The following is a 16321-nucleotide window of genomic DNA, read 5'->3' as shown; positions in this document are numbered from 1 at the left end:
CCACGCCCGAGCCCGCAGCGATGACCCGCGCCGAGCGCAATGCCCGCGCACTCGCCGCGGCGGATGCGAGCCAGTCGATCGGCCGGCGCGCGGCGCAGGGAGCCGGGATCGCCCTCGCCGCGCAGGCGCTGCGCCTGACGATCCAGATGGGCGCGACCGCCTGCCTCGCGCGGCTGCTGCTGCCGGAGGATTTCGGCCTCTATGCCATGGCGCTCACGCTGACGGGCATGGTGCTGCTGTTCACCGATCTCGGCCTCGCGCAGGCCACGGTCCAGCGCCCCGAGATCGACCAGAAGATGGTCAGCGGGCTTTTCCTTCTCAACCTCGCCATGGCCGGCGCGGTGGTGCTGGCGACGGCGGCGCTGGCGCCCCTGCTGGTGCGGCTCTACGGCGCGCCGGAGGTCGGGCCGCTCGCCCTCGTGGTGGCCACGGCGGCGGTGTTCAACGCCCTCGGCGCGCAGCACCGGGCGCTGCTGATGCGGGGAATGCGCTGGGTCGCGCTGCAGCGGGCCGACCTCCTCGGCCAGTTCGGCGGGAGCCTGCTCGCGGTGCTCCTGGCCTGGGGCGCCGGTGCCGGCTACTGGGCGCTGGCGGTGCAGCCGCTGGCCACCGCGGCGCTGGCCAGCGCGCTGCTCTGGCGGGCGACCGACTGGCGCCCGAGCCTGGTGCGGGATCTGCGGCCGGCGCGCGAGGCGATCCGCTTCGGTCTCAACTACACCGGTTTCAACCTGCTGAACCACTTCCAGCGCAACGGCGACAACATGCTCATCGGCTGGTTCTGGGGGGCCGGGCCGCTCGGCTTCTACACCCGCGCCTACAACCTGATGATGCTGCCCGTGCAGGCGCTGCGCGGGCCGGTGAGCTCGGCGCTGATCCCGGCGCTCAGCCGCCTGCAGGACCGGCCCGAGGAATGGCGCGCGCTGCTGCTCGACGCAGCCGGCCTGCTCGCGGTGGCCACCGCCGGGGTCGGCGCCCTCCTGGTTGCGGCGGCGCCGGAGATCGTCGCCATCGTCTACGGTCCGGGCTGGGAGCGCGCCGCCACCGTGATGACCTGGCTCGCCGGCGGGGTCTTCGCGACGGCGCTGGCGGACTGTCTCGGCTGGATCTATCTCTCGCTCGGCCGCACCCGCCGGATGCTGCTCTGGACACTGCTCGGCACCGCGCCGGCAATGCTCGGCGCCTTCGCGCTGGCGGTGCCCCACGGCATCGAGACGGTGGCGCTTACCTTCTCGGTGGTGATGCTGGCGCTGGTCGGGCCGGGGCTTTTCGTCGCCTGCCGCGGCACGCCGGTGAGCTGGCTCGCGGTGCTGCGGATGACCGGGCCCTATGCGCTCGGCGGCTTCGCGGTGGGGGCGGCGCTGGCGCTGGCGGCACCCTGGGCCGGGCTGCCGGGAGCGGCGCTCCGGCTCGGTCTCGACGCCGCAGCAATCGGCGCGGCGCAGGCGGCGATGCTGGCGCTCTGGCCGGCGATCGACCCGGCGCATCGGCGGATGCGTACGCGGGCGCTGCGCCAGCTTGGGGCGCTGCGCGAGCGGCTGGCGCGGCGGCGCGCGGGAGGCCCGGCATGAGCGGCCGCCCGCGGCTCGGCATCGTGACCACCGAGCTCGACCGGCCCTCGGAGGTCTGGATCCTGCGCCAGGCCCGCGGGCTGCGGCGCTTCGAGCCGGTGCTCTTCGGCTGGCGGCGCGACGGCGAGGCGCTGGGCGGCGGTGCGGCGGCGGAGTTCGAGACGCATCTCTTCGGCGGCGATCCGCGCCCTCCGGCCACCACCTGGCGCCGGGCGCTGGGGCGGCTCGGCCGGCCCGAGGCGCTGCGCCCCGGAAGCCGCGCCCGCGCCGCGCTGCGCGAGACGCTGCTCGGCGCAGGGCTGGACGGCGTGCTCTGCCATTTCGCCTGGAACTACATCCCGCTGATGGAGGCCGTGGGCGATGCGCTGCCGGTGGTCCTGCATGTCCATGGCCGCGACGCCTCTGCCTATCTCGCCTGGCCGGGCAATCGCGGCGCGCTCCGCCGGCACCTCAACCGGGCCGCGCATCTGGTGGCGGTGGGGCGGCACCAGCTCGAGGCGCTGGCGCCGCTCGGCCTGCCGGCGGGGCGGAGCGTGATCCCCTGCGGCACGCCGCTGGCCGGGCTGGTGGAGCCGCCGGTGCCGGAGCGCTGCCCCGGTGCGCCGCTGCGCATCGTCAATGTCGGCCGGCTCTCGCCCGAGAAGGGCGTTCTCGAGACGCTGGCGGCGGCGGAGCGGCTGGCGCGGGAGGGCCAGGAGATCGCGCTCACCTATATCGGCGACGGTGCGCTGAGGGCCGAGATCGCCGCGCGCAGCGCCGCCGGGCCGCTGGCCGGGCGCGTGCGGCTGGCGGGCTGGCTGGCGCCGGAGGCGGTGGCAGAGGCGCTCGGCGAGGCGCATGTCTTCACCCTGCATTCCCGCCCGGCAGGCGGCTGGGTCGAGGGGTTCGGCGTCGCCATCACCGAGGCCGGCGCCCGCGGGCTGCCGATCGTCGCGAGCCGGCTCGGCGGCATCCCGGACCAGGTCTTCGAGGGGGAGAACGGGTTTCTCTTCGCCCCGGACGATGTCGCGGGGCAGGCGGCGGCGCTGGCCCGGCTGGCGGCGGACGAGGCGCTGCGCCGCCGCATGGGCGCCCGCGCCCGCGCGGTGGCGCGGCGCTTCGACACCGCGCTGATGGTGGCCGAGCTCGAGGCGGTGCTCGCCGCGGCGATCCCGCGGCGCCCCGGCTGAGCGCCGGGGAACCCGCCCTCAGCGGGCGTTGCGCTTGGCGAGCAGGCGCAGGCGCAGCGCGTTCAGCTTGATGAAGCCCTCGGCGTCCTTCTGGTCATAGGCGCCGGCATCCTCCTCGAAGGTCACATGCGCCTCGGAATAGAGGCTGTCCTCCGACCAGCGGCCGATGCAGCTGGCCGAGCCCTTGTAGAGCTTCATCCGCACCGTGCCGTTCACCCGCTCCTGGCTGCGGTCGATCAGCGCCTGCAGCATCTCGCGCTCCGGGCTGAACCAGTAGCCGTTGTAGATCAGCTCGGCATAGCGCGGCATCAGCTCGTCCTTGAGATGCGCGGCGCCGCGGTCGAGGCAGATCGATTCGATGCCGCGATGGGCGGCGAGCCAGATCGTGCCGCCCGGGGTCTCGTAGATCCCGCGCGACTTCATGCCGACATAGCGGCCCTCGACGAGATCGAGCCGGCCGATGCCGTGCCTGCCGCCGAGTTCGTTGAGCCGGGTGAGCATCTCGGCGGGCGAGAGCGCCTCGCCGTTCAGGCTCACCGGGTCGCCCTTGGCAAAGCCGATCTCGACGATCTCCGGCGTGTCGGGCGCGTCCTCGGGGTTCACCGTGCGCTGGTAGACATAGTCCGGCGCCGGCTCGGCCGGGTCCTCGAGCACCTTGCCCTCGGAGGAGGTGTGCAGCAGGTTCGCGTCGACCGAGAAGGGCGCCTCGCCGTGCTTGTCCTTCGGCACCTGCACCTGGTGCTCCATGGCCCATTCGATCAGCCGGGTGCGCGAGGTCAGGTCCCAGTCGCGCCAGGGCGCCACCACCTTGATGTCAGGCTCCAGCGCATAGGCGGCGAGCTCGAAGCGCACCTGGTCGTTGCCCTTGCCGGTGGCGCCGTGGGCGATCGCGTCGGCGCCCTCGGCGCGGGCGATCTCGACGAGGCGCTTGGAGATCAGCGGCCGGGCGATCGAGGTGCCGAGGAGGTACTGCCCCTCGTAGACCGCGTTGGCGCGAAACATCGGCATGCAGAAGTCGCGCACGAACTCCTCGCGCAGGTCCTCGACATAGATCGCCGCGGCGCCCATCTGCTCGGCCTTGGCGCGGGCGGGCTCGAGCTCCTCCCCCTGGCCGAGATCGGCGGTGAAGGTGACCACCTCGCAGCCCTTCTCCACCATCAGCCATTTCAGGATGATCGAGGTGTCGAGGCCGCCGGAATAGGCGAGGACGACTTTCTTCGGCGCGGACATGGCATCCCCCTTGAGGCGCGGTTTGGGGCGCTAATAGGGAGTTTGCCGGGGTGCTGCAAGCGGTGCGCGCGGCGCCGGGTCCCGGCGCTGGCGACGCGGGGCCGGAGGCAGCGGCGGCAGGCTGGCCGGCCGCAGGGTCTCCCGGAGGGTCGCCCCGAGGCGCGGTCCGGCCGTGGCGCCCCTGCGCTTCGAGGTCACGGAGAAGGCGCTCCCGCCGCCGCCCGGCTCGCGCAGATGCGGGCCGACAGGTCGGAGCGAATCCCCGATCGAAGGGGGCGACCCCGGAATCGACCTCAATGTCGGTAAGCTCGCGCCCGCCGCTCGCCTCCGCAGGGATGACGTACACACCAATGTCGGCACCGATTTCGATGCCACAGCCGAGGAGCTTGCCATCGGTGACCGTTGCGCCATCGGGAAGTCCGGCGGCGGCGAGTTTCGGCGTGACCTGCGCCTCTGGGTCGCCGCCGTGCCTGGCCGCCATAAGGTCGCGGATTGCCCAGATGGTGTCGAGCTCCTCGAGGCAGCCGGACAAATCGCCGCCCCCATCTCCGTTGGCCGGCAGCAGGACGGTGGCCGCCGGGGCGATCCCTGCGCCGAGGCAAGGGGCGGTCGCGTGGGCCGTCTTGCGGGAACGATGCAGCGCCAGGCCCCTGAGTACGGATGCCTCGTAGAAAGTCTTTCCGGAGCGTAGGACCAGCGAACAGGCAGGGGAAATATCGGGGCTCAGCTGCCCTCGACCCGCGCCTTCAGGTTGGCCAGGCCCGCCTCGTAGTCGGCGCCGACCCAGTCGTCCATCATCAGCCCCATCCAGCGGGCCACCGGGTCCATGCCGGTATCGGTCTCGAAGCGCCAGGTGACGCGGGTGCTGCTGCCGTTCTCCTGGGTCAGCGCGAAGCTGGCGGTGGCCGTGCCCATATCGCCGAAGTCGAGCGCCGTGACGACATGCCGGTAGGGCACCGCCTCGGTGATGGTCTGGCTGCCGGCGCCCATCTCCTCCGAGCTCCAGGACATGCGCTGGCCCTCTCCCGGGCCGCCGGTGATCTCGACCGCCATCGCGGCGTCGCGCATCGACCAGGGCGACCATTGGTGGAACGCCTCGAGATCGGCGAGATGGGGGTAGATCTCGGCCGCCGGGCGGTCGATCACCACGCTGCGGGCGACCTCGACATGGCGCGGCAGCAGATAGCTCCCGCCGACCAGCGCGAGGACGAGGACGACGATGCCGATCAGGATCTTGCGGAGCATCCGGGGGCCCTCCAGGGCGCATTGCGGGGCGGGGGCAGCGCCGGAAGGATAGCGCGAATTGCCCGGGGCCGGAAGCGCCGGGCCCCGGATCAGCCGCCGGGATGCCTGCGCGGGGGCAGCAGCGCCAGGATCTCGGGATGGCCGCAGTGCTGCGCCCAGGCCCAGGCATCGCCGCCATGGACCCGGTCCGGCAGATACGGATCGGCGCCGCCGGCCAGCAGCGCCGCCACCGTCCCCGCGGCCCCGATGCTTACCGCCTGGTGGAGCGGCGCGGAATGGGCGTGCACGCCCTCGGGGTTGTAGCGGTCGGGGTCCGCCCCGCGGGCGAGCAGCGCCGTCACCGCCGCGGCCGCGCCGTTGCAGGCCGCGAGGGACAGCGCCTCGTGCAGCGCCGCCTCTCCGGCCGCCTCGGCCAGCGCCGGGATCGCCTCGGTCCGGCCGAGCCCGGCGGCGGCAGGGAGGGTGAGCGCCGCGCCGGCGGCCAGCAGCGCCTCCGCCGCCGCCCGCTCGCGATGGGCCAGCGCTGCGCGCATCGCATGGTCCGGCTGGGCGCCTTCCGCCACCAGCGCGGCGATCAGCGCGGCCTGCTGCCCCTCCTCCCGCGCGATGCGGCCCGAGGCGACGAGGCCGAGCGTGGTGTCGAGATCCGCGCCCAGATCCGGCGCGCCCTCGGCCCGCGCCGCCGCGATCACCGTCTGCGCGACCGCCACCGCATTCCGGGGCATCGCCCCGGTGCGGACAGGGTTCTCGGCGACGAACCAGAGCAGCCGCGGGGCCCGGAAATAGGCGCCGGGATCCGGCCCGTCCAGCTCCAACCGCCGCGCCACGAGCCCGGGCTGCGCCGCGAGCCGCTCGGCCAGCGCCGCCACCGCGCCCGCATCCATCAGCCGCACCGCCTCCGCCGCGTCCGGCGCCCGCGGGCGCAGCGTGCCGCCCTGCCCGCTCATCGGATGCAGCCGAGCAGCCGGGTCTCGATCGCCACCGGATGGCGGAACCGGCGGCTGTCGAACTCGCCGAGGCCGCGCGCACGGCGCACCACCGCCGAGAGCTCGCGGGCATCGACCCGGATCGCCGCACGGTGGAAGACGCAGGCCTCGGTGGAGAAATCCAGCACCTCCGCGTCGATCTCGTAGATCCCCGCCTCGAGCCGCCGCGCGCCGTGGAACGCCCAGACATCGGCGACCGGCGTCAGCGACCAGGCGGTGCCGAACTCGGCGATCACGTTGAACATCGCGAGATGCAGCGACTGCCGCTCGGAGACGTCGGTGGCGGGGCCGAGATCGAGCACCAGCAGCGTGACGCGCAGATCGCTCTCGGCCATGTGCGGTGCCCCGCCCCAGGTGACCCCGATCTCGCGCGTGCTGCGCACCAGCGGCACCGCCTGCTCCACCGCGGCGAGGCGGTGGGCCAGGCTGTCCCAGCCCTCTCCGGCGATCTCGGCGGGGATGCGGCTGTGCTGCGCCGGCGCGGGCAGGGCGGCGAGCAGGGCGAGGGCGACGGTGAAAGCGAAGCGCATGGGTGTCTCCTGCGGTGTCAGGGGAGAGCGGTGTCCGGGCGGGCCTTGGCGACCCGGAGGGCGGTGCAGGCCGCGGGGCGCGCCCGGGCCAGCACCCAGGCGGCGACATCGGCCCGCACCCGCGCGGCCTGCAGGTCGCGGAACAGCATATGCCAGCCCTCGGGATAGCGGATCGTCTCGCGCGGGCCGGCGAGCCGGGCGAAGACGCGGGCGGTGGCGCGCTCCGGCACGATCTCGTCCTTCTCGCCGAGCAGCAGCAGCGCCGGCGCGGTGACCTCGCCCGCCGCCGCCGCCGCCCGGTCGGTGACGCGCACCAGGCCGAGCAGTTCCCGCGCCGAGGGCGGGCCGTGATGCAGCGGATCGCGGGCCAGCGCGCGCAGCATCTCGATGTTGTCGGAGGGCTGGATGCGCACCACCCCCTCGCCGGTGAAGCGCTGCTCGGGCACCAGGAGGGCGGCGACCCAGGCGGCGGCGCGGTGCAGCGGATTGAGCGCATCGCCGCCCCAGATCGCCGGAGCCGCCAGCACTAGCCCGTCGATCGGCGCACCGGGAGCCGCGGCCAGTGCCAGCCCGCCGCCCATCGAGTGCCCGACCACCACCAGCGGCAGGCAGGGATGGCGCGCGCGCAGGATGCCGATCTCGGCGCGCAGATCGGCGACCAGCCGGTCCGCCCCGGCCCAGCGGCCGAAGGAGGGGCTGTGCCCGAAGCCCCGCCGGTCCGGCGCATAGGTGAGGATGCCGGCGGCTGCCCAGTCCGCCGCGGTATCGCCGAAGGTGCTGGCGCCATGGTCGCCGAAGCCGTGTACCGCGAGCACCACCGCGCGGGGCTGCCGCGCCTCCGCCGGCCGCACCGTCTCGGGCGCCAGCGGCACGAGCGTAGCCGGATCGGGGAGCGCCTCCGCCACGCCGGCAACGGGGGGCATCGGCCCGCCGGCAGAGCACCCCGCGAGGAGCAGGGCGGCGAGCGCCCCGAGCAGGCGCCAGCGGATCAGAGCCGCGCCGCGACGGCCGTTCGTAGCCATGGCACCACCTCCTCCTCGAACCACGGGTTGCGCCTGAGCCAGCCGGAATTGCGCCAGCTCGGATGCGGCAGCGGCAGCGCTCCCGGCAGATGCTCGCGCCAGTTCCGCACGGTCTCCGTCAGGCTCTGCCGCCGCGCCCGGCCGAGATGCCAAGCCTGCGCATATTGCCCGATGCAGAGCACGAGATCGACCGCCGGAAAGGCGCCGAGCAGCCGCGCCCGCCAGAGCGCCGCACAGTCCTTCGGCGGCGGCAGGTCGGCGCCCTTCGCGTCATAGCCCGGAAAGCAGAAGGCCATGGGCAGGATGGCGATCCGCGCCGGATCATAGAAGGTTTCCCGGTCCACCCCCATCCAGCCGCGCAGCCGGTCGCCGGAGGGGTCGTCGAAGGGCAGGCCGGAGGCATGCACCCGCTTGCCCGGCGCCTGGCCTGCGACGAGGAGCCGCGCCGAGGGCAGGCCCTGCATCACCGGCCGCGGTGCATGGGCGGTGGCGGTTGCGGCGAAGCGGGCCGCGCAATGCCGGCAGCCGGCGAGCTCGGCGCGGAGGCGCGCGAGATCGGGCGGTGCGGGGAGGTGCTGCGGCGGGGCTGTCTCAGGCATTCTCGGGGCTTGGCTCTTCGATTCGGAGGCGCTCCGGGCGCGCATCCGAGGCTGCCGGTTGACCGCCCGGAATTTCCAGTCCCAACTGAAGACGAATGATATTCACCGCTCGGTTTTTTGGTATACCAAAAACCAGATCGGTGGCCAATCGCATCTTGCGCGGCAGATCGACCGTGTTAAACAAACTGGTACGAACCGGCCGGAGGGGAGCGCGCAGATGATACGCATGGTGCTGATTGCCCTCGTCCTGTTCGCCTTCTGGCTCCTGCTCTCCGGCAATTACAAGCTCTGGCTGGTCGCCTCCGGCGCCGCCTCGGCGATGTTCGTGGTGGCCTTCGCCCGCGCCAAGCAGGTGACCGACGGCGAGGGCTTCCCGGCCGAGATGCTGCCGCGCGCCCTGCTCTACTGGCCCTGGCTGATCTGGCAGATCGTGCTCTCCGCGATCAATGTCGCGCGGATCATCCTCGATCCCAAGCTGCCGATCTCGCCCACCGTTGTGCGGGTCGATGCGAAGCAGAAATCCTCCGTGGGCCTCGTCACCTATGCCAACTCGATCACGCTGACCCCGGGCACGATCTCGGTCGAGGTCGGCGAGCGGGTGAAGCGGATCTGGGTGCATGCGATCACCAAGGAGAACGCGGCCGGCTTCGCCGATGACGAGATGAACGCCCGCGTCGCGAAGATGGAGGGGCGCTGATGTTCACCGCGGCAATCCTCGGCGTGCTGGCGGCCATGGCGCTGGCGGTGGCGCGCTGCCTGATCGGCCCGACCGCCTTCGACCGGCTGCTGGCGGCCAATGCCATCGGCACCTCGGCGATCCTGCTGCTGGCGCTGTTCGGCTTCCTGACCGACCGGCCGGAATTCCTCGACATCGGCATCACCTACGCCCTGCTCAACGTGATCGCCATGCTCGCAGTGCTGAAGTTCTTCCGCTACGGCGCGCTCGGCCATGAGCAGGATCCCGAGAAGGACCCGAACTGATGGAGTTTCTCGGGGATGCCGCGGGACTGGTGCGCGATCTCGTCAGCGGCGTGCTGCTGATCGCCGGGGCCGGCTTCTATCTGATCGGGGCGATCGGGCTCAACCGGATGCCGGACGTCTTCACGCGGATGCACGCGACCTCGGTCTCCGACACGCTGGGGCTCGGGCTGATGTTTGTCGGCATGCTGGTGCAGGCCGGGCCGACGCTGATCGGCTTCAAGCTGGTTGTGATCTTCGCGCTGCTGTTCCTCACCGCGCCGATCGCCACCCATGCGCTGGCCCGCGCGGCGCTGCATGACGGCGAGGAGCCGCTGCTCGCCGACGAGGAGGGCCGGCTGGTGCCGACCGATCTCGCCGCCAGCTTCCCCGATCTCGAGCAGCGCATCGAGTCGCCGCTGACCTCGGAGAGCGTGACCGCGCCCGAGGGCGGCGAAGGCGACGGGAACGACGACGACACGGCGCAGCAAGGGGAGGACCGGCCATCGAACTCCTGATCAACATGGTGCTGCTGACGCTGATCGCGGCGATCACCGTGGGCATCATCCGGCTGAAGAACCTCTTCGCCGTGGTGGTGCTGTTCTCCGCCTACAGCTTCCTGATGGCCTCGGTCATGCTGGTGCTCGACGCGGTGGACGTGGCGCTGACCGAGGCGGCCGTCGGCGCGGGCATCTCCACCGTGCTGCTGCTCGGCGCGCTCTATCTCACGAAATCCGAGGAGGCGCCGGCGCGCTTCTCGTCGCTGGTGCCGCTGCTGGTGGCCGGCGGCACCGCGGTGATCCTGGTCTGGGGCACCTGGGGCCTGCCGGATTTCGGCAGCGCCACCTCGCCGGTCAACACCGGCGTCGGCTCGGAATACATCGCGCGCTCCTATGAGGAGACGCATATCCCCAACGTGGTGACGGCGGTGCTGGCCTCCTATCGCGGCTTCGATACGCTCGGCGAGGTCACCGTGGTGTTCACCGCCGCAATCGGCGTGATGATGCTGCTGAACCGCGGCCGCGGCAAGGGCGAGACCCAGGGCGAGGCCGACGGGGTCGGCGGCGGCGAGAACGGGGAGGGCTGAGCGATGCGTCTCGACGTCATTCTCCGCATCGCCGCGAAGCTGATGATCCCGTTCATCATGCTGTTCGCGATCTACGTGCAGTTCCACGGGCACTACAGCCCGGGCGGCGGCTTCCAGGCCGGCGTGATCATCGCCGCGGCGGTGATCCTCTATGCCATCGTCTTCGGCATCTCGGCGGCGCTCCGGGTGATGCCGCGCGCGGCGGTGGAGTTCATGGTGCCGCTGGGCGTCGGCATCTATGCCGGCACCGGCATCGTCTCGATGCTGCTCGGTCGGCCGTTCCTCGATTATGACCCGCTGCTCGCCGACCCGGTCGCGGGGCAGTACTGGGGCGTCTTCATCGTCGAGGTCGGCGTGCTGGTGACGGTGGCCGGGGCCATGCTGGCGATCTTCTACGCCTTTGCGCTGAGGGGGCGTCCGTGATGGAGCTGATCTCCGCAATCGTCGAGCACTACAACTACTGGGCGGTGATCTTCCTGATGGTCGGCGGGCTCTACATCGTGGTGGCCAAGTCCAACATGATCAAGACGCTGATCGGCATGGCGCTGTTCCAGACCTCGGTCTACCTGCTCTATCTCTCGCCGGGCAAGGTTCTGGGCGGCACGCCGCCGATCCTCGACAAGGCGATCAAGACCTATTCCAACCCGCTGCCGCATGTGCTGATCCTCACCGCCATCGTCGTCGGGGTTGCCACGCTGGCCATGGGCCTCGCGCTGATCGTGCGCATCAACGAAGCCTATGGCTCGATCGAAGAGGACGAGGTGATCGACCTCGTCGACCGGGAAGACGCAGCCGAATGAGCCTGATTCAAGCCATTTCGGCCGCGGCCGGCGGTGCCGCGGCGGTGCCCGCAGGTCCGGCGCTCGGACTCATCGAGCAGCTCCCGGGGCTGCAGGTGGCGCTGCCGATGCTGGGCGCCGTGCTCGCGGCCCTGCTGCGCCCCGGCTGGCTCGCCTATGCGGTGATGCTGGTCGTGGCGCTGCTGAGCCCCGTGATCTCCTTCGCCATCCTGCACGAGGTGCTGGCCTACGGGCCGATCTCCTACGAGATGGGCGGCTGGGAGCCGCCGGTCGGCATCGAGTACCGCATCGACGAGGCCAATGCCTTCCTGCTGGTGCTGGTCTCGATCATGATGGCGATGGTCACCATCTATGCCCCGCGCGCCACGGCGAGCGAGATCCCGGCGCGCCTGCACAGCTGGTACTATGCCATGCTGCTGATCTGCTTCTGCGGGCTGCAGGGCATGGCGATCACCGGCGATGCCTTCAACATCTTCGTCTTCATGGAGATCAGCTCGCTGGCGATGTATGCGCTGATCGCCATGGGCAAGGACCGGCGGGCCCTCGTCGCGGCCTACCAGTACCTGGTGATCGGCACCATCGGCGCGACCTTCTACGTGCTCGGCATCGGGCTGGCCTTCGCGCTCACCGGCACGCTCAACCTCGTCGACCTGGCGGTGAAGCTCGACCCGGTGCAGGACAGCCGCGGCGCGCTGGCGGCGCTGGCCTTCATTTCGGTCGGCATCGGGCTCAAGCTCGCGCTGTTCCCGCTGCATCTCTGGCTGCCCAACGCCTATGCCTTCGCGCCCTCCGTCGCGACCGCGCTGATCGCCTCGACGGCGACCAAGGTCGCGGTCTACATCCTCGTGCGCTTCGTCTACTCGGTCTATGGCGTCGATATCAGCGAGACGATGGCCTACGACACCGCCTTCGTGCTGCTGCTCGCCTCGATCGCGATGATCGCCCCCTCGCTGGTCGCGGTGTTCCAGTCCAACGTCAAGCGGATGCTGGCCTATTCCTCGGTGGCGCAGATCGGCTACATCATGGTCGGCGTGGCGCTGCTCAACGAGGCCGGGCTGACCGGCGGGCTCAGCCATCTCTTCAACCACGCGATCATCAAGGGCTGCCTCTTCCTCGCGGTCGGCTGCGTGGTCTATTCCACCGGCATCACCAAGATCGACCAGATGGCCGGGCTCGGCCGCACCATGCCGCTCACCATGGGCGCCTTCGTGGTGGCCGGGCTCGGGCTGATCGGGGTGCCGGGAACCGCGGGCTTCGTCTCGAAGTGGTATCTGATCCAGGGCGCGGCCGAGGTCGGCTACTGGTGGCTGGTGGCGGCGATCGTGATCGCCTCGCTGATCGCGGTGTTCTATGTCGGGCGGGTGGTCGAGCTGGCCTGGTTCCGCGAGGCCCGCGGCGCGGCCGCGTCGCCGAGGGCGCCGGCGCCGGAGATGCTCGCGGTGACCTGGGCGCTGGCCCTCGCCGTGCTCTATTTCGGGTTCCAGACCGATATCTCCGCCGGCGTGCCGGCCCAGGCGGCCGAGGTGCTGCTCAACGGCTACACGGGCGGCGCGATGCCGGTCGCAGAAACTCAGGGGGGTGTCAGCCTTGGAGAGTGAGACCCTCCTCTGGATGAGCCTCGGGATTCCCGCGGCCGCCGCCTTCGGCATCCCCCTCGCCGGCCGCTGGCCGAACATCCGCGAGGGCGTGACCCTTGTCGCGGCGGGCGCGCTGTTCCTCACGGTGATGACCCTGCTGCTGCGCGTGCTGGACGGCGAGCGCCCCGAGGCCTACGGCTTCGAGGTGGTCGACGGGGTGGCGCTGGCGCTTGCCGTCGAGCCGCTCGGCATGCTCTTCGCCAGCGTCGCCTCGACGCTCTGGATCGTGAACTCGATCTACTCCATCGGCTACATGCGCGGGAACAACGAGCCGCGGCAGACCCCGTTCTACATCTGCTTCGCGGTGGCGATCGCCGCCGCCATCGGCGTCGCCTTCTCGGCCAACCTGTTCACGCTGTTCCTGTTCTACGAGATCCTGACGGTCTCTACCTATCCGCTGGTCGCGCACAAGGCCAACGAGGACGCCCGGACCAATGCGCGGGTCTATCTCGTGCTGCTGATGGCGACCTCGATGGTGCTGCTGCTGCCGGCGATCATCTGGACCTATGTCGCCGCCGGCTCGGCGGACTTCATCCAGGGCGGGCTGCTTGCCGGGGCGGGGCTCTCGGCCGGGATGCTGACGCTGCTCTATGCGCTCTACATCTTCGGCATCGGCAAGGCGGCGGTGATGCCGGTGCATTTCTGGCTGCCGGCCGCGATGGTGGCGCCGACGCCGGTCTCCGCGCTGCTGCATGCGGTGGCGGTCGTCAAGGCGGGCGTGTTCTGCGTCATCAAGGTCACGGTCTATGTCTTCGGGCTCGACCTGCTGACGGAGACCGGCGCCTCGCAGCCGATCGCCTATGTCGCCGGCTTCACGGTGATCATGGCCTCGCTGATCGCGCTGATGCATGACAACCTGAAGAAGCGGCTCGCCTTCTCCACGGTCAGCCAGCTCTCCTATGTGGTGATGGCGGCGGCGGTGGCGAGCCCGCTGGCGATCCTCGGCGCCGCCATGCACATCGCGGCGCATGCGGTCTCCAAGATCACGCTCTTCTTCGGTGCCGGCTGCATCTACACCGCGGCGCATCTGACCAAGGTGAGCGAGCTCGACGGCATCGGTCGGCGCATGCCCGTCACCATGACCGCCTTCCTGGTCGGCACGCTCTCGATCATCGGCCTGCCGCCGCTGATCGGGGTCTGGAGCAAGTGGTGGATCGGCGTCGGCGCGGTGGACAGCGACAATCTCTGGGTCGTCGCGGTGCTGATGATCTCCTCGCTGCTCAACGTCGCCTATCTGGTGCCGATCGCCTCGCGCGGCTTCTTCATGCCGCCGAAGGACGCGAAGCCCGGCGAACCGATCGCCGTCGCCGAGGCGCCGCTGCCCTGCCTGATCGCGATCTGCGTCACCGCCGGGCTCTGCGTCGTGCTGTTCTTCGGCGTGAACGAGCTCGAGGCGCTGCTGCTGCCGATCACCGAGGGCGCCGCCCCCGCCGCGGCGGCCCAGGCACCGGCCGATCTTGCGCAAGGAGCCATCCAATGACCGACCGGACGCCCGAGCCCGCAGAGATCCCGCGCAAGGCGCCGGACGAGCGCCCCACCTGGATCGACGACAGGAAGAACGTCGACCGGATCTGCTATGCGCTCTACGCCGTCAGCGCGGCGCTGCTGCTGGTCGATCCGCTGATCCACAAGCACGGGCCGTTCGCGATCGAGCACTGGTGGGGCTTCTACGGCATCTACGGCTTCGTCGGCTGCGTCTTCCTGGTGCTGGCGGCGAAGGAGCTGCGCAAGCTGGTGATGCGTTCGGAGGACTATTATGACCGCTGAGATGGTGCCCACGGGGGCGCTCGGCGGGCTCTCGCCGGGGCTCATCCTGATCATCGGCGCGCTCGCCGTGCCGTTCCTGAAGGAGCAGGCGCGCGGCCCCTACCTGCTGCTGCTGCCGGTGCTCGCCTTCTTCCAGCTGATGAGCCTCGACCACGGGCTGATGGGCGTCGTGTCGGTCTTCGACATCGAGCTGGTGACGCTGCGGGTGGACCGGCTGAGCTTCATCTTCGGCACCATCTTCCTGATCGCGACGCTGCTCAGCATGATCTACCAGTATCATGTGAAGGGCTGGATGGAGCACACCGCCGGCATGATCTATGCCGGCAGCGCGGTCGGCGCCGTGTTCTCGGGCGATCTGGTCTCGCTCTTCCTGTTCTGGGAGGGTACGGCGATCGCCTCGGTTTTCCTGATCTGGGCGACCCGCACCCCGGAGGCGATGGCCGCCGGACAGCGCTATCTCATCGTGCAGGTCGGCTCCGGCGTGCTGCTGCTCGCCGGCACCATGGTGCATTACGGCCAGACCGGCTCCCTCGCCTTCGACAGCTTCGATGTCGAGACCACGGCGGGGCTGCTGATCTTCCTCTCCTTCGGCATCAAGTGTGCCTTCCCGCTGATGCACAACTGGCTGCAGGACGCCTATCCCCAGGCCACCGTCACCGGCACGGTGATGCTCTCGGCCTTCACCACCAAGCTCGCGGTCTATGCGCTGGCGCGCGGCTTCGCCGGCACCGAGATCCTCGTGCCGATCGGCGCGGTGATGACCGCCTTCCCGATCTTCTACGCGGTGATCGAGAACGACCTGCGCCGGGTGCTGGCCTATTCGCTGAACAACCAGCTCGGCTTCATGGTGGTGGGTATCGGCATCGGCACCGAGCTTGCGGTCTCGGGCGCCGCGGCGCATGCCTTCTGCCACATCCTCTACAAGGCGCTGCTATTCATGAGCATGGGCGCGGTGCTGCTGCGCACCGGCACCGTGAAGGGCTCGGAGCTCGGCGGCCTCTACCGCACCATGCCCTGGACGGCGACCTTCTGCGCCATCGGCGCCGCCTCGATCTCGGCCTTCCCGCTGTTCTCCGGCTTCGTGTCGAAGTCGCTGATCATCTCGGCGGCGATGAAGGAGGGGTATTTCGTCACCTGGCTGGTGCTGCTGTTCGCCTCGGCAGGCGTGTTCCACCATTCCGGCATCAAGATCCCGTTCTTCGCCTTCTTCGCCCATGACAGCGGCATGCGGCCGAAGGAAGCGCCGACGAACATGCTGATCGCCATGGCCATCGCGGCGACGCTCTGCATCGGCATCGGCGTGTTCCCCGGGCCGCTCTACGCGATCCTGCCCTATGACGTGAGCTATCACGCCTATTCGCTCGAGCACGTGATCACCCAGCTGCAGCTGCTGATCTTCTCGGCGCTGGCCTTCACCGTGCTGATGCGCACCGGGCTCTATCCGCCGGAGCTGCGGTCCACCAACCTCGACAGCGACTGGATCTGGCGCAAGGGCGGCGGCTGGGTGCTCGGCCGGCTCGAGGCCGCCTGGCGGGGCGCCAGCGCCGCGCTCCAGCAGGGCGCGATCCGGGGCGTGCAGCGCTTCGTGGCCAATCTCTACAAGGCCCACGGGCCGGAGAGTGCGCTGGCGCGGACCAGGCCCTCGGGCTATATGGCGCTCTGGATGACGCTTCTGCTCGGCGTCTTCATGCTCTTCGCCTTCATCTGACGCGCAGGGGGCGCGC

Annotated in this window: 18 protein-coding genes; 12 read left to right on the top strand and 6 right to left on the bottom strand. The window is 70.8% G+C overall.

Annotated elements, in window-relative coordinates:
• The first annotated feature begins 20 nt into the window (after positions 1–20).
• Both QSJ97_RS17770 and QSJ97_RS17765 read left to right on the top strand, forming a co-directional pair.
• The gene (locus QSJ97_RS17770) at positions 21–1568 is read left to right on the top strand and encodes a lipopolysaccharide biosynthesis protein (RefSeq protein WP_285673390.1); all 1548 of its coding nucleotides are present in this window, start codon (positions 21–23) and stop codon (positions 1566–1568) included.
• On the top strand, positions 1565–2737 hold the full coding sequence (locus QSJ97_RS17765; RefSeq protein WP_285673388.1) for a glycosyltransferase: 1173 nt from the start codon (positions 1565–1567) through the stop codon (positions 2735–2737). Before QSJ97_RS17770 ends, QSJ97_RS17765 begins: the two co-directional genes overlap by 4 nt.
• Positions 2738–2755: 18 nt before the next feature.
• Here the strand turns inward: QSJ97_RS17765 and QSJ97_RS17760 are convergent, their stop codons facing one another.
• The 6 genes from QSJ97_RS17760 to QSJ97_RS17735 all read right to left on the bottom strand — a co-directional run bounded on the left by QSJ97_RS17760 (position 2756) and on the right by QSJ97_RS17735 (position 8349).
• Positions 2756–3967 (bottom strand): argininosuccinate synthase, encoded by a 1212-nt coding sequence (locus QSJ97_RS17760; protein WP_285673387.1) that lies wholly within the window; start codon positions 3965–3967, stop codon positions 2756–2758.
• Between the two features lie 723 nt (positions 3968–4690).
• Positions 4691–5212: an SRPBCC family protein gene (locus QSJ97_RS17755; protein ID WP_285673386.1), complete on the bottom strand. Its 522-nt coding sequence runs from the start codon at positions 5210–5212 to the stop codon at positions 4691–4693.
• An 89-nt stretch (positions 5213–5301) separates the two neighbouring features.
• Positions 5302–6159, bottom strand: coding sequence for an ankyrin repeat domain-containing protein (locus QSJ97_RS17750; RefSeq protein ID WP_285673384.1), 858 nt, complete (start codon positions 6157–6159; stop codon positions 5302–5304).
• Complete coding sequence (locus QSJ97_RS17745) at positions 6156–6728, bottom strand: hypothetical protein (protein WP_285673383.1); 573 nt, start codon at positions 6726–6728, stop codon at positions 6156–6158. The genes QSJ97_RS17750 and QSJ97_RS17745 overlap by 4 nt, the downstream gene beginning before the upstream one ends.
• Positions 6729–6745: 17 nt before the next feature.
• On the bottom strand, positions 6746–7750 hold the full coding sequence (locus QSJ97_RS17740) for an alpha/beta fold hydrolase (RefSeq protein WP_285673382.1): 1005 nt from the start codon (positions 7748–7750) through the stop codon (positions 6746–6748).
• The gene (locus QSJ97_RS17735) at positions 7717–8349 is read right to left on the bottom strand and encodes a uracil-DNA glycosylase family protein (RefSeq protein WP_285673380.1); all 633 of its coding nucleotides are present in this window, start codon (positions 8347–8349) and stop codon (positions 7717–7719) included. The genes QSJ97_RS17740 and QSJ97_RS17735 overlap by 34 nt, the downstream gene beginning before the upstream one ends.
• A gap of 217 nt (positions 8350–8566) precedes the next feature.
• Between QSJ97_RS17735 and QSJ97_RS17730 the strand changes: the two genes are divergently transcribed.
• From QSJ97_RS17730 to QSJ97_RS17685, 10 genes are read left to right on the top strand one after another with little or no spacing between them, the layout of a single operon-like run.
• The gene (locus tag QSJ97_RS17730) at positions 8567–9046 is read left to right on the top strand and encodes a Na+/H+ antiporter subunit E (protein WP_285673378.1); all 480 of its coding nucleotides are present in this window, start codon (positions 8567–8569) and stop codon (positions 9044–9046) included.
• Positions 9046–9330: an MrpF/PhaF family protein gene (locus tag QSJ97_RS17725; protein WP_285673376.1), complete on the top strand. Its 285-nt coding sequence runs from the start codon at positions 9046–9048 to the stop codon at positions 9328–9330. The genes QSJ97_RS17730 and QSJ97_RS17725 overlap by 1 nt, the downstream gene beginning before the upstream one ends.
• Positions 9330–9824 carry a monovalent cation/H(+) antiporter subunit G gene (gene mnhG / locus QSJ97_RS17720; protein ID WP_285673375.1) on the top strand — a complete coding sequence of 165 codons (495 nt, stop codon included), beginning with the start codon at positions 9330–9332 and terminating at the stop codon, positions 9822–9824. The genes QSJ97_RS17725 and mnhG overlap by 1 nt, the downstream gene beginning before the upstream one ends.
• Positions 9825–9829: 5 nt before the next feature.
• Positions 9830–10393, top strand: coding sequence for a DUF4040 domain-containing protein (locus QSJ97_RS17715; RefSeq protein ID WP_285673374.1), 564 nt, complete (start codon positions 9830–9832; stop codon positions 10391–10393).
• A 3-nt stretch (positions 10394–10396) separates the two neighbouring features.
• Positions 10397–10816 (top strand): Na(+)/H(+) antiporter subunit B, encoded by a 420-nt coding sequence (locus QSJ97_RS17710; protein ID WP_285673372.1) that lies wholly within the window; start codon positions 10397–10399, stop codon positions 10814–10816.
• Positions 10816–11193, top strand: coding sequence for a cation:proton antiporter subunit C (locus tag QSJ97_RS17705; protein ID WP_285673369.1), 378 nt, complete (start codon positions 10816–10818; stop codon positions 11191–11193). Before QSJ97_RS17710 ends, QSJ97_RS17705 begins: the two co-directional genes overlap by 1 nt.
• Positions 11190–12791: a monovalent cation/H+ antiporter subunit D family protein gene (locus tag QSJ97_RS17700; RefSeq protein WP_285673367.1), complete on the top strand. Its 1602-nt coding sequence runs from the start codon at positions 11190–11192 to the stop codon at positions 12789–12791. Before QSJ97_RS17705 ends, QSJ97_RS17700 begins: the two co-directional genes overlap by 4 nt.
• Positions 12772–14310 carry a proton-conducting transporter transmembrane domain-containing protein gene (locus QSJ97_RS17695; protein ID WP_434220930.1) on the top strand — a complete coding sequence of 513 codons (1539 nt, stop codon included), beginning with the start codon at positions 12772–12774 and terminating at the stop codon, positions 14308–14310. The genes QSJ97_RS17700 and QSJ97_RS17695 overlap by 20 nt, the downstream gene beginning before the upstream one ends.
• Positions 14307–14597: a hypothetical protein gene (locus QSJ97_RS17690; RefSeq protein ID WP_285673365.1), complete on the top strand. Its 291-nt coding sequence runs from the start codon at positions 14307–14309 to the stop codon at positions 14595–14597. The genes QSJ97_RS17695 and QSJ97_RS17690 overlap by 4 nt, the downstream gene beginning before the upstream one ends.
• Complete coding sequence (locus tag QSJ97_RS17685; RefSeq protein ID WP_285673364.1) at positions 14587–16305, top strand: Na(+)/H(+) antiporter subunit D; 1719 nt, start codon at positions 14587–14589, stop codon at positions 16303–16305. The genes QSJ97_RS17690 and QSJ97_RS17685 overlap by 11 nt, the downstream gene beginning before the upstream one ends.
• Positions 16306–16321: the final 16 nt, after the last annotated feature.

Source organism: Paralimibaculum aggregatum (assembly GCF_030270585.1).
Taxonomy (GTDB): domain Bacteria; phylum Pseudomonadota; class Alphaproteobacteria; order Rhodobacterales; family Rhodobacteraceae; genus Thermohalobaculum; species Thermohalobaculum aggregatum.
Note: the sequence above shows the minus strand (reverse complement) of the source record. Positions and strands in the feature narration are given on the sequence as shown.

Bases quoted from the DNA above. Each gene is read 5' to 3' on its own strand.
- QSJ97_RS17770 (WP_285673390.1), top strand. From the start codon at position 21: ATGACCCGCGCCGAGCGCAATGCCCGCGCACTCGCCGCGGCGGATGCG.
- QSJ97_RS17765 (WP_285673388.1), top strand. From the start codon at position 1,565: ATGAGCGGCCGCCCGCGGCTCGGCATCGTGACCACCGAGCTCGACCGG.
- QSJ97_RS17760 (WP_285673387.1), bottom strand. From the start codon at position 3,967: ATGTCCGCGCCGAAGAAAGTCGTCCTCGCCTATTCCGGCGGCCTCGAC.
- QSJ97_RS17755 (WP_285673386.1), bottom strand. From the start codon at position 5,212: ATGCTCCGCAAGATCCTGATCGGCATCGTCGTCCTCGTCCTCGCGCTG.
- QSJ97_RS17750 (WP_285673384.1), bottom strand. From the start codon at position 6,159: ATGAGCGGGCAGGGCGGCACGCTGCGCCCGCGGGCGCCGGACGCGGCG.
- QSJ97_RS17745 (WP_285673383.1), bottom strand. From the start codon at position 6,728: ATGCGCTTCGCTTTCACCGTCGCCCTCGCCCTGCTCGCCGCCCTGCCC.
- QSJ97_RS17740 (WP_285673382.1), bottom strand. From the start codon at position 7,750: ATGGCTACGAACGGCCGTCGCGGCGCGGCTCTGATCCGCTGGCGCCTG.
- QSJ97_RS17735 (WP_285673380.1), bottom strand. From the start codon at position 8,349: ATGCCTGAGACAGCCCCGCCGCAGCACCTCCCCGCACCGCCCGATCTC.
- QSJ97_RS17730 (WP_285673378.1), top strand. From the start codon at position 8,567: ATGATACGCATGGTGCTGATTGCCCTCGTCCTGTTCGCCTTCTGGCTC.
- QSJ97_RS17725 (WP_285673376.1), top strand. From the start codon at position 9,046: ATGTTCACCGCGGCAATCCTCGGCGTGCTGGCGGCCATGGCGCTGGCG.
- mnhG (WP_285673375.1), top strand. From the start codon at position 9,330: ATGGAGTTTCTCGGGGATGCCGCGGGACTGGTGCGCGATCTCGTCAGC.
- QSJ97_RS17715 (WP_285673374.1), top strand. From the start codon at position 9,830: ATGGTGCTGCTGACGCTGATCGCGGCGATCACCGTGGGCATCATCCGG.
- QSJ97_RS17710 (WP_285673372.1), top strand. From the start codon at position 10,397: ATGCGTCTCGACGTCATTCTCCGCATCGCCGCGAAGCTGATGATCCCG.
- QSJ97_RS17705 (WP_285673369.1), top strand. From the start codon at position 10,816: ATGGAGCTGATCTCCGCAATCGTCGAGCACTACAACTACTGGGCGGTG.
- QSJ97_RS17700 (WP_285673367.1), top strand. From the start codon at position 11,190: ATGAGCCTGATTCAAGCCATTTCGGCCGCGGCCGGCGGTGCCGCGGCG.
- QSJ97_RS17690 (WP_285673365.1), top strand. From the start codon at position 14,307: ATGACCGACCGGACGCCCGAGCCCGCAGAGATCCCGCGCAAGGCGCCG.
- QSJ97_RS17685 (WP_285673364.1), top strand. From the start codon at position 14,587: ATGACCGCTGAGATGGTGCCCACGGGGGCGCTCGGCGGGCTCTCGCCG.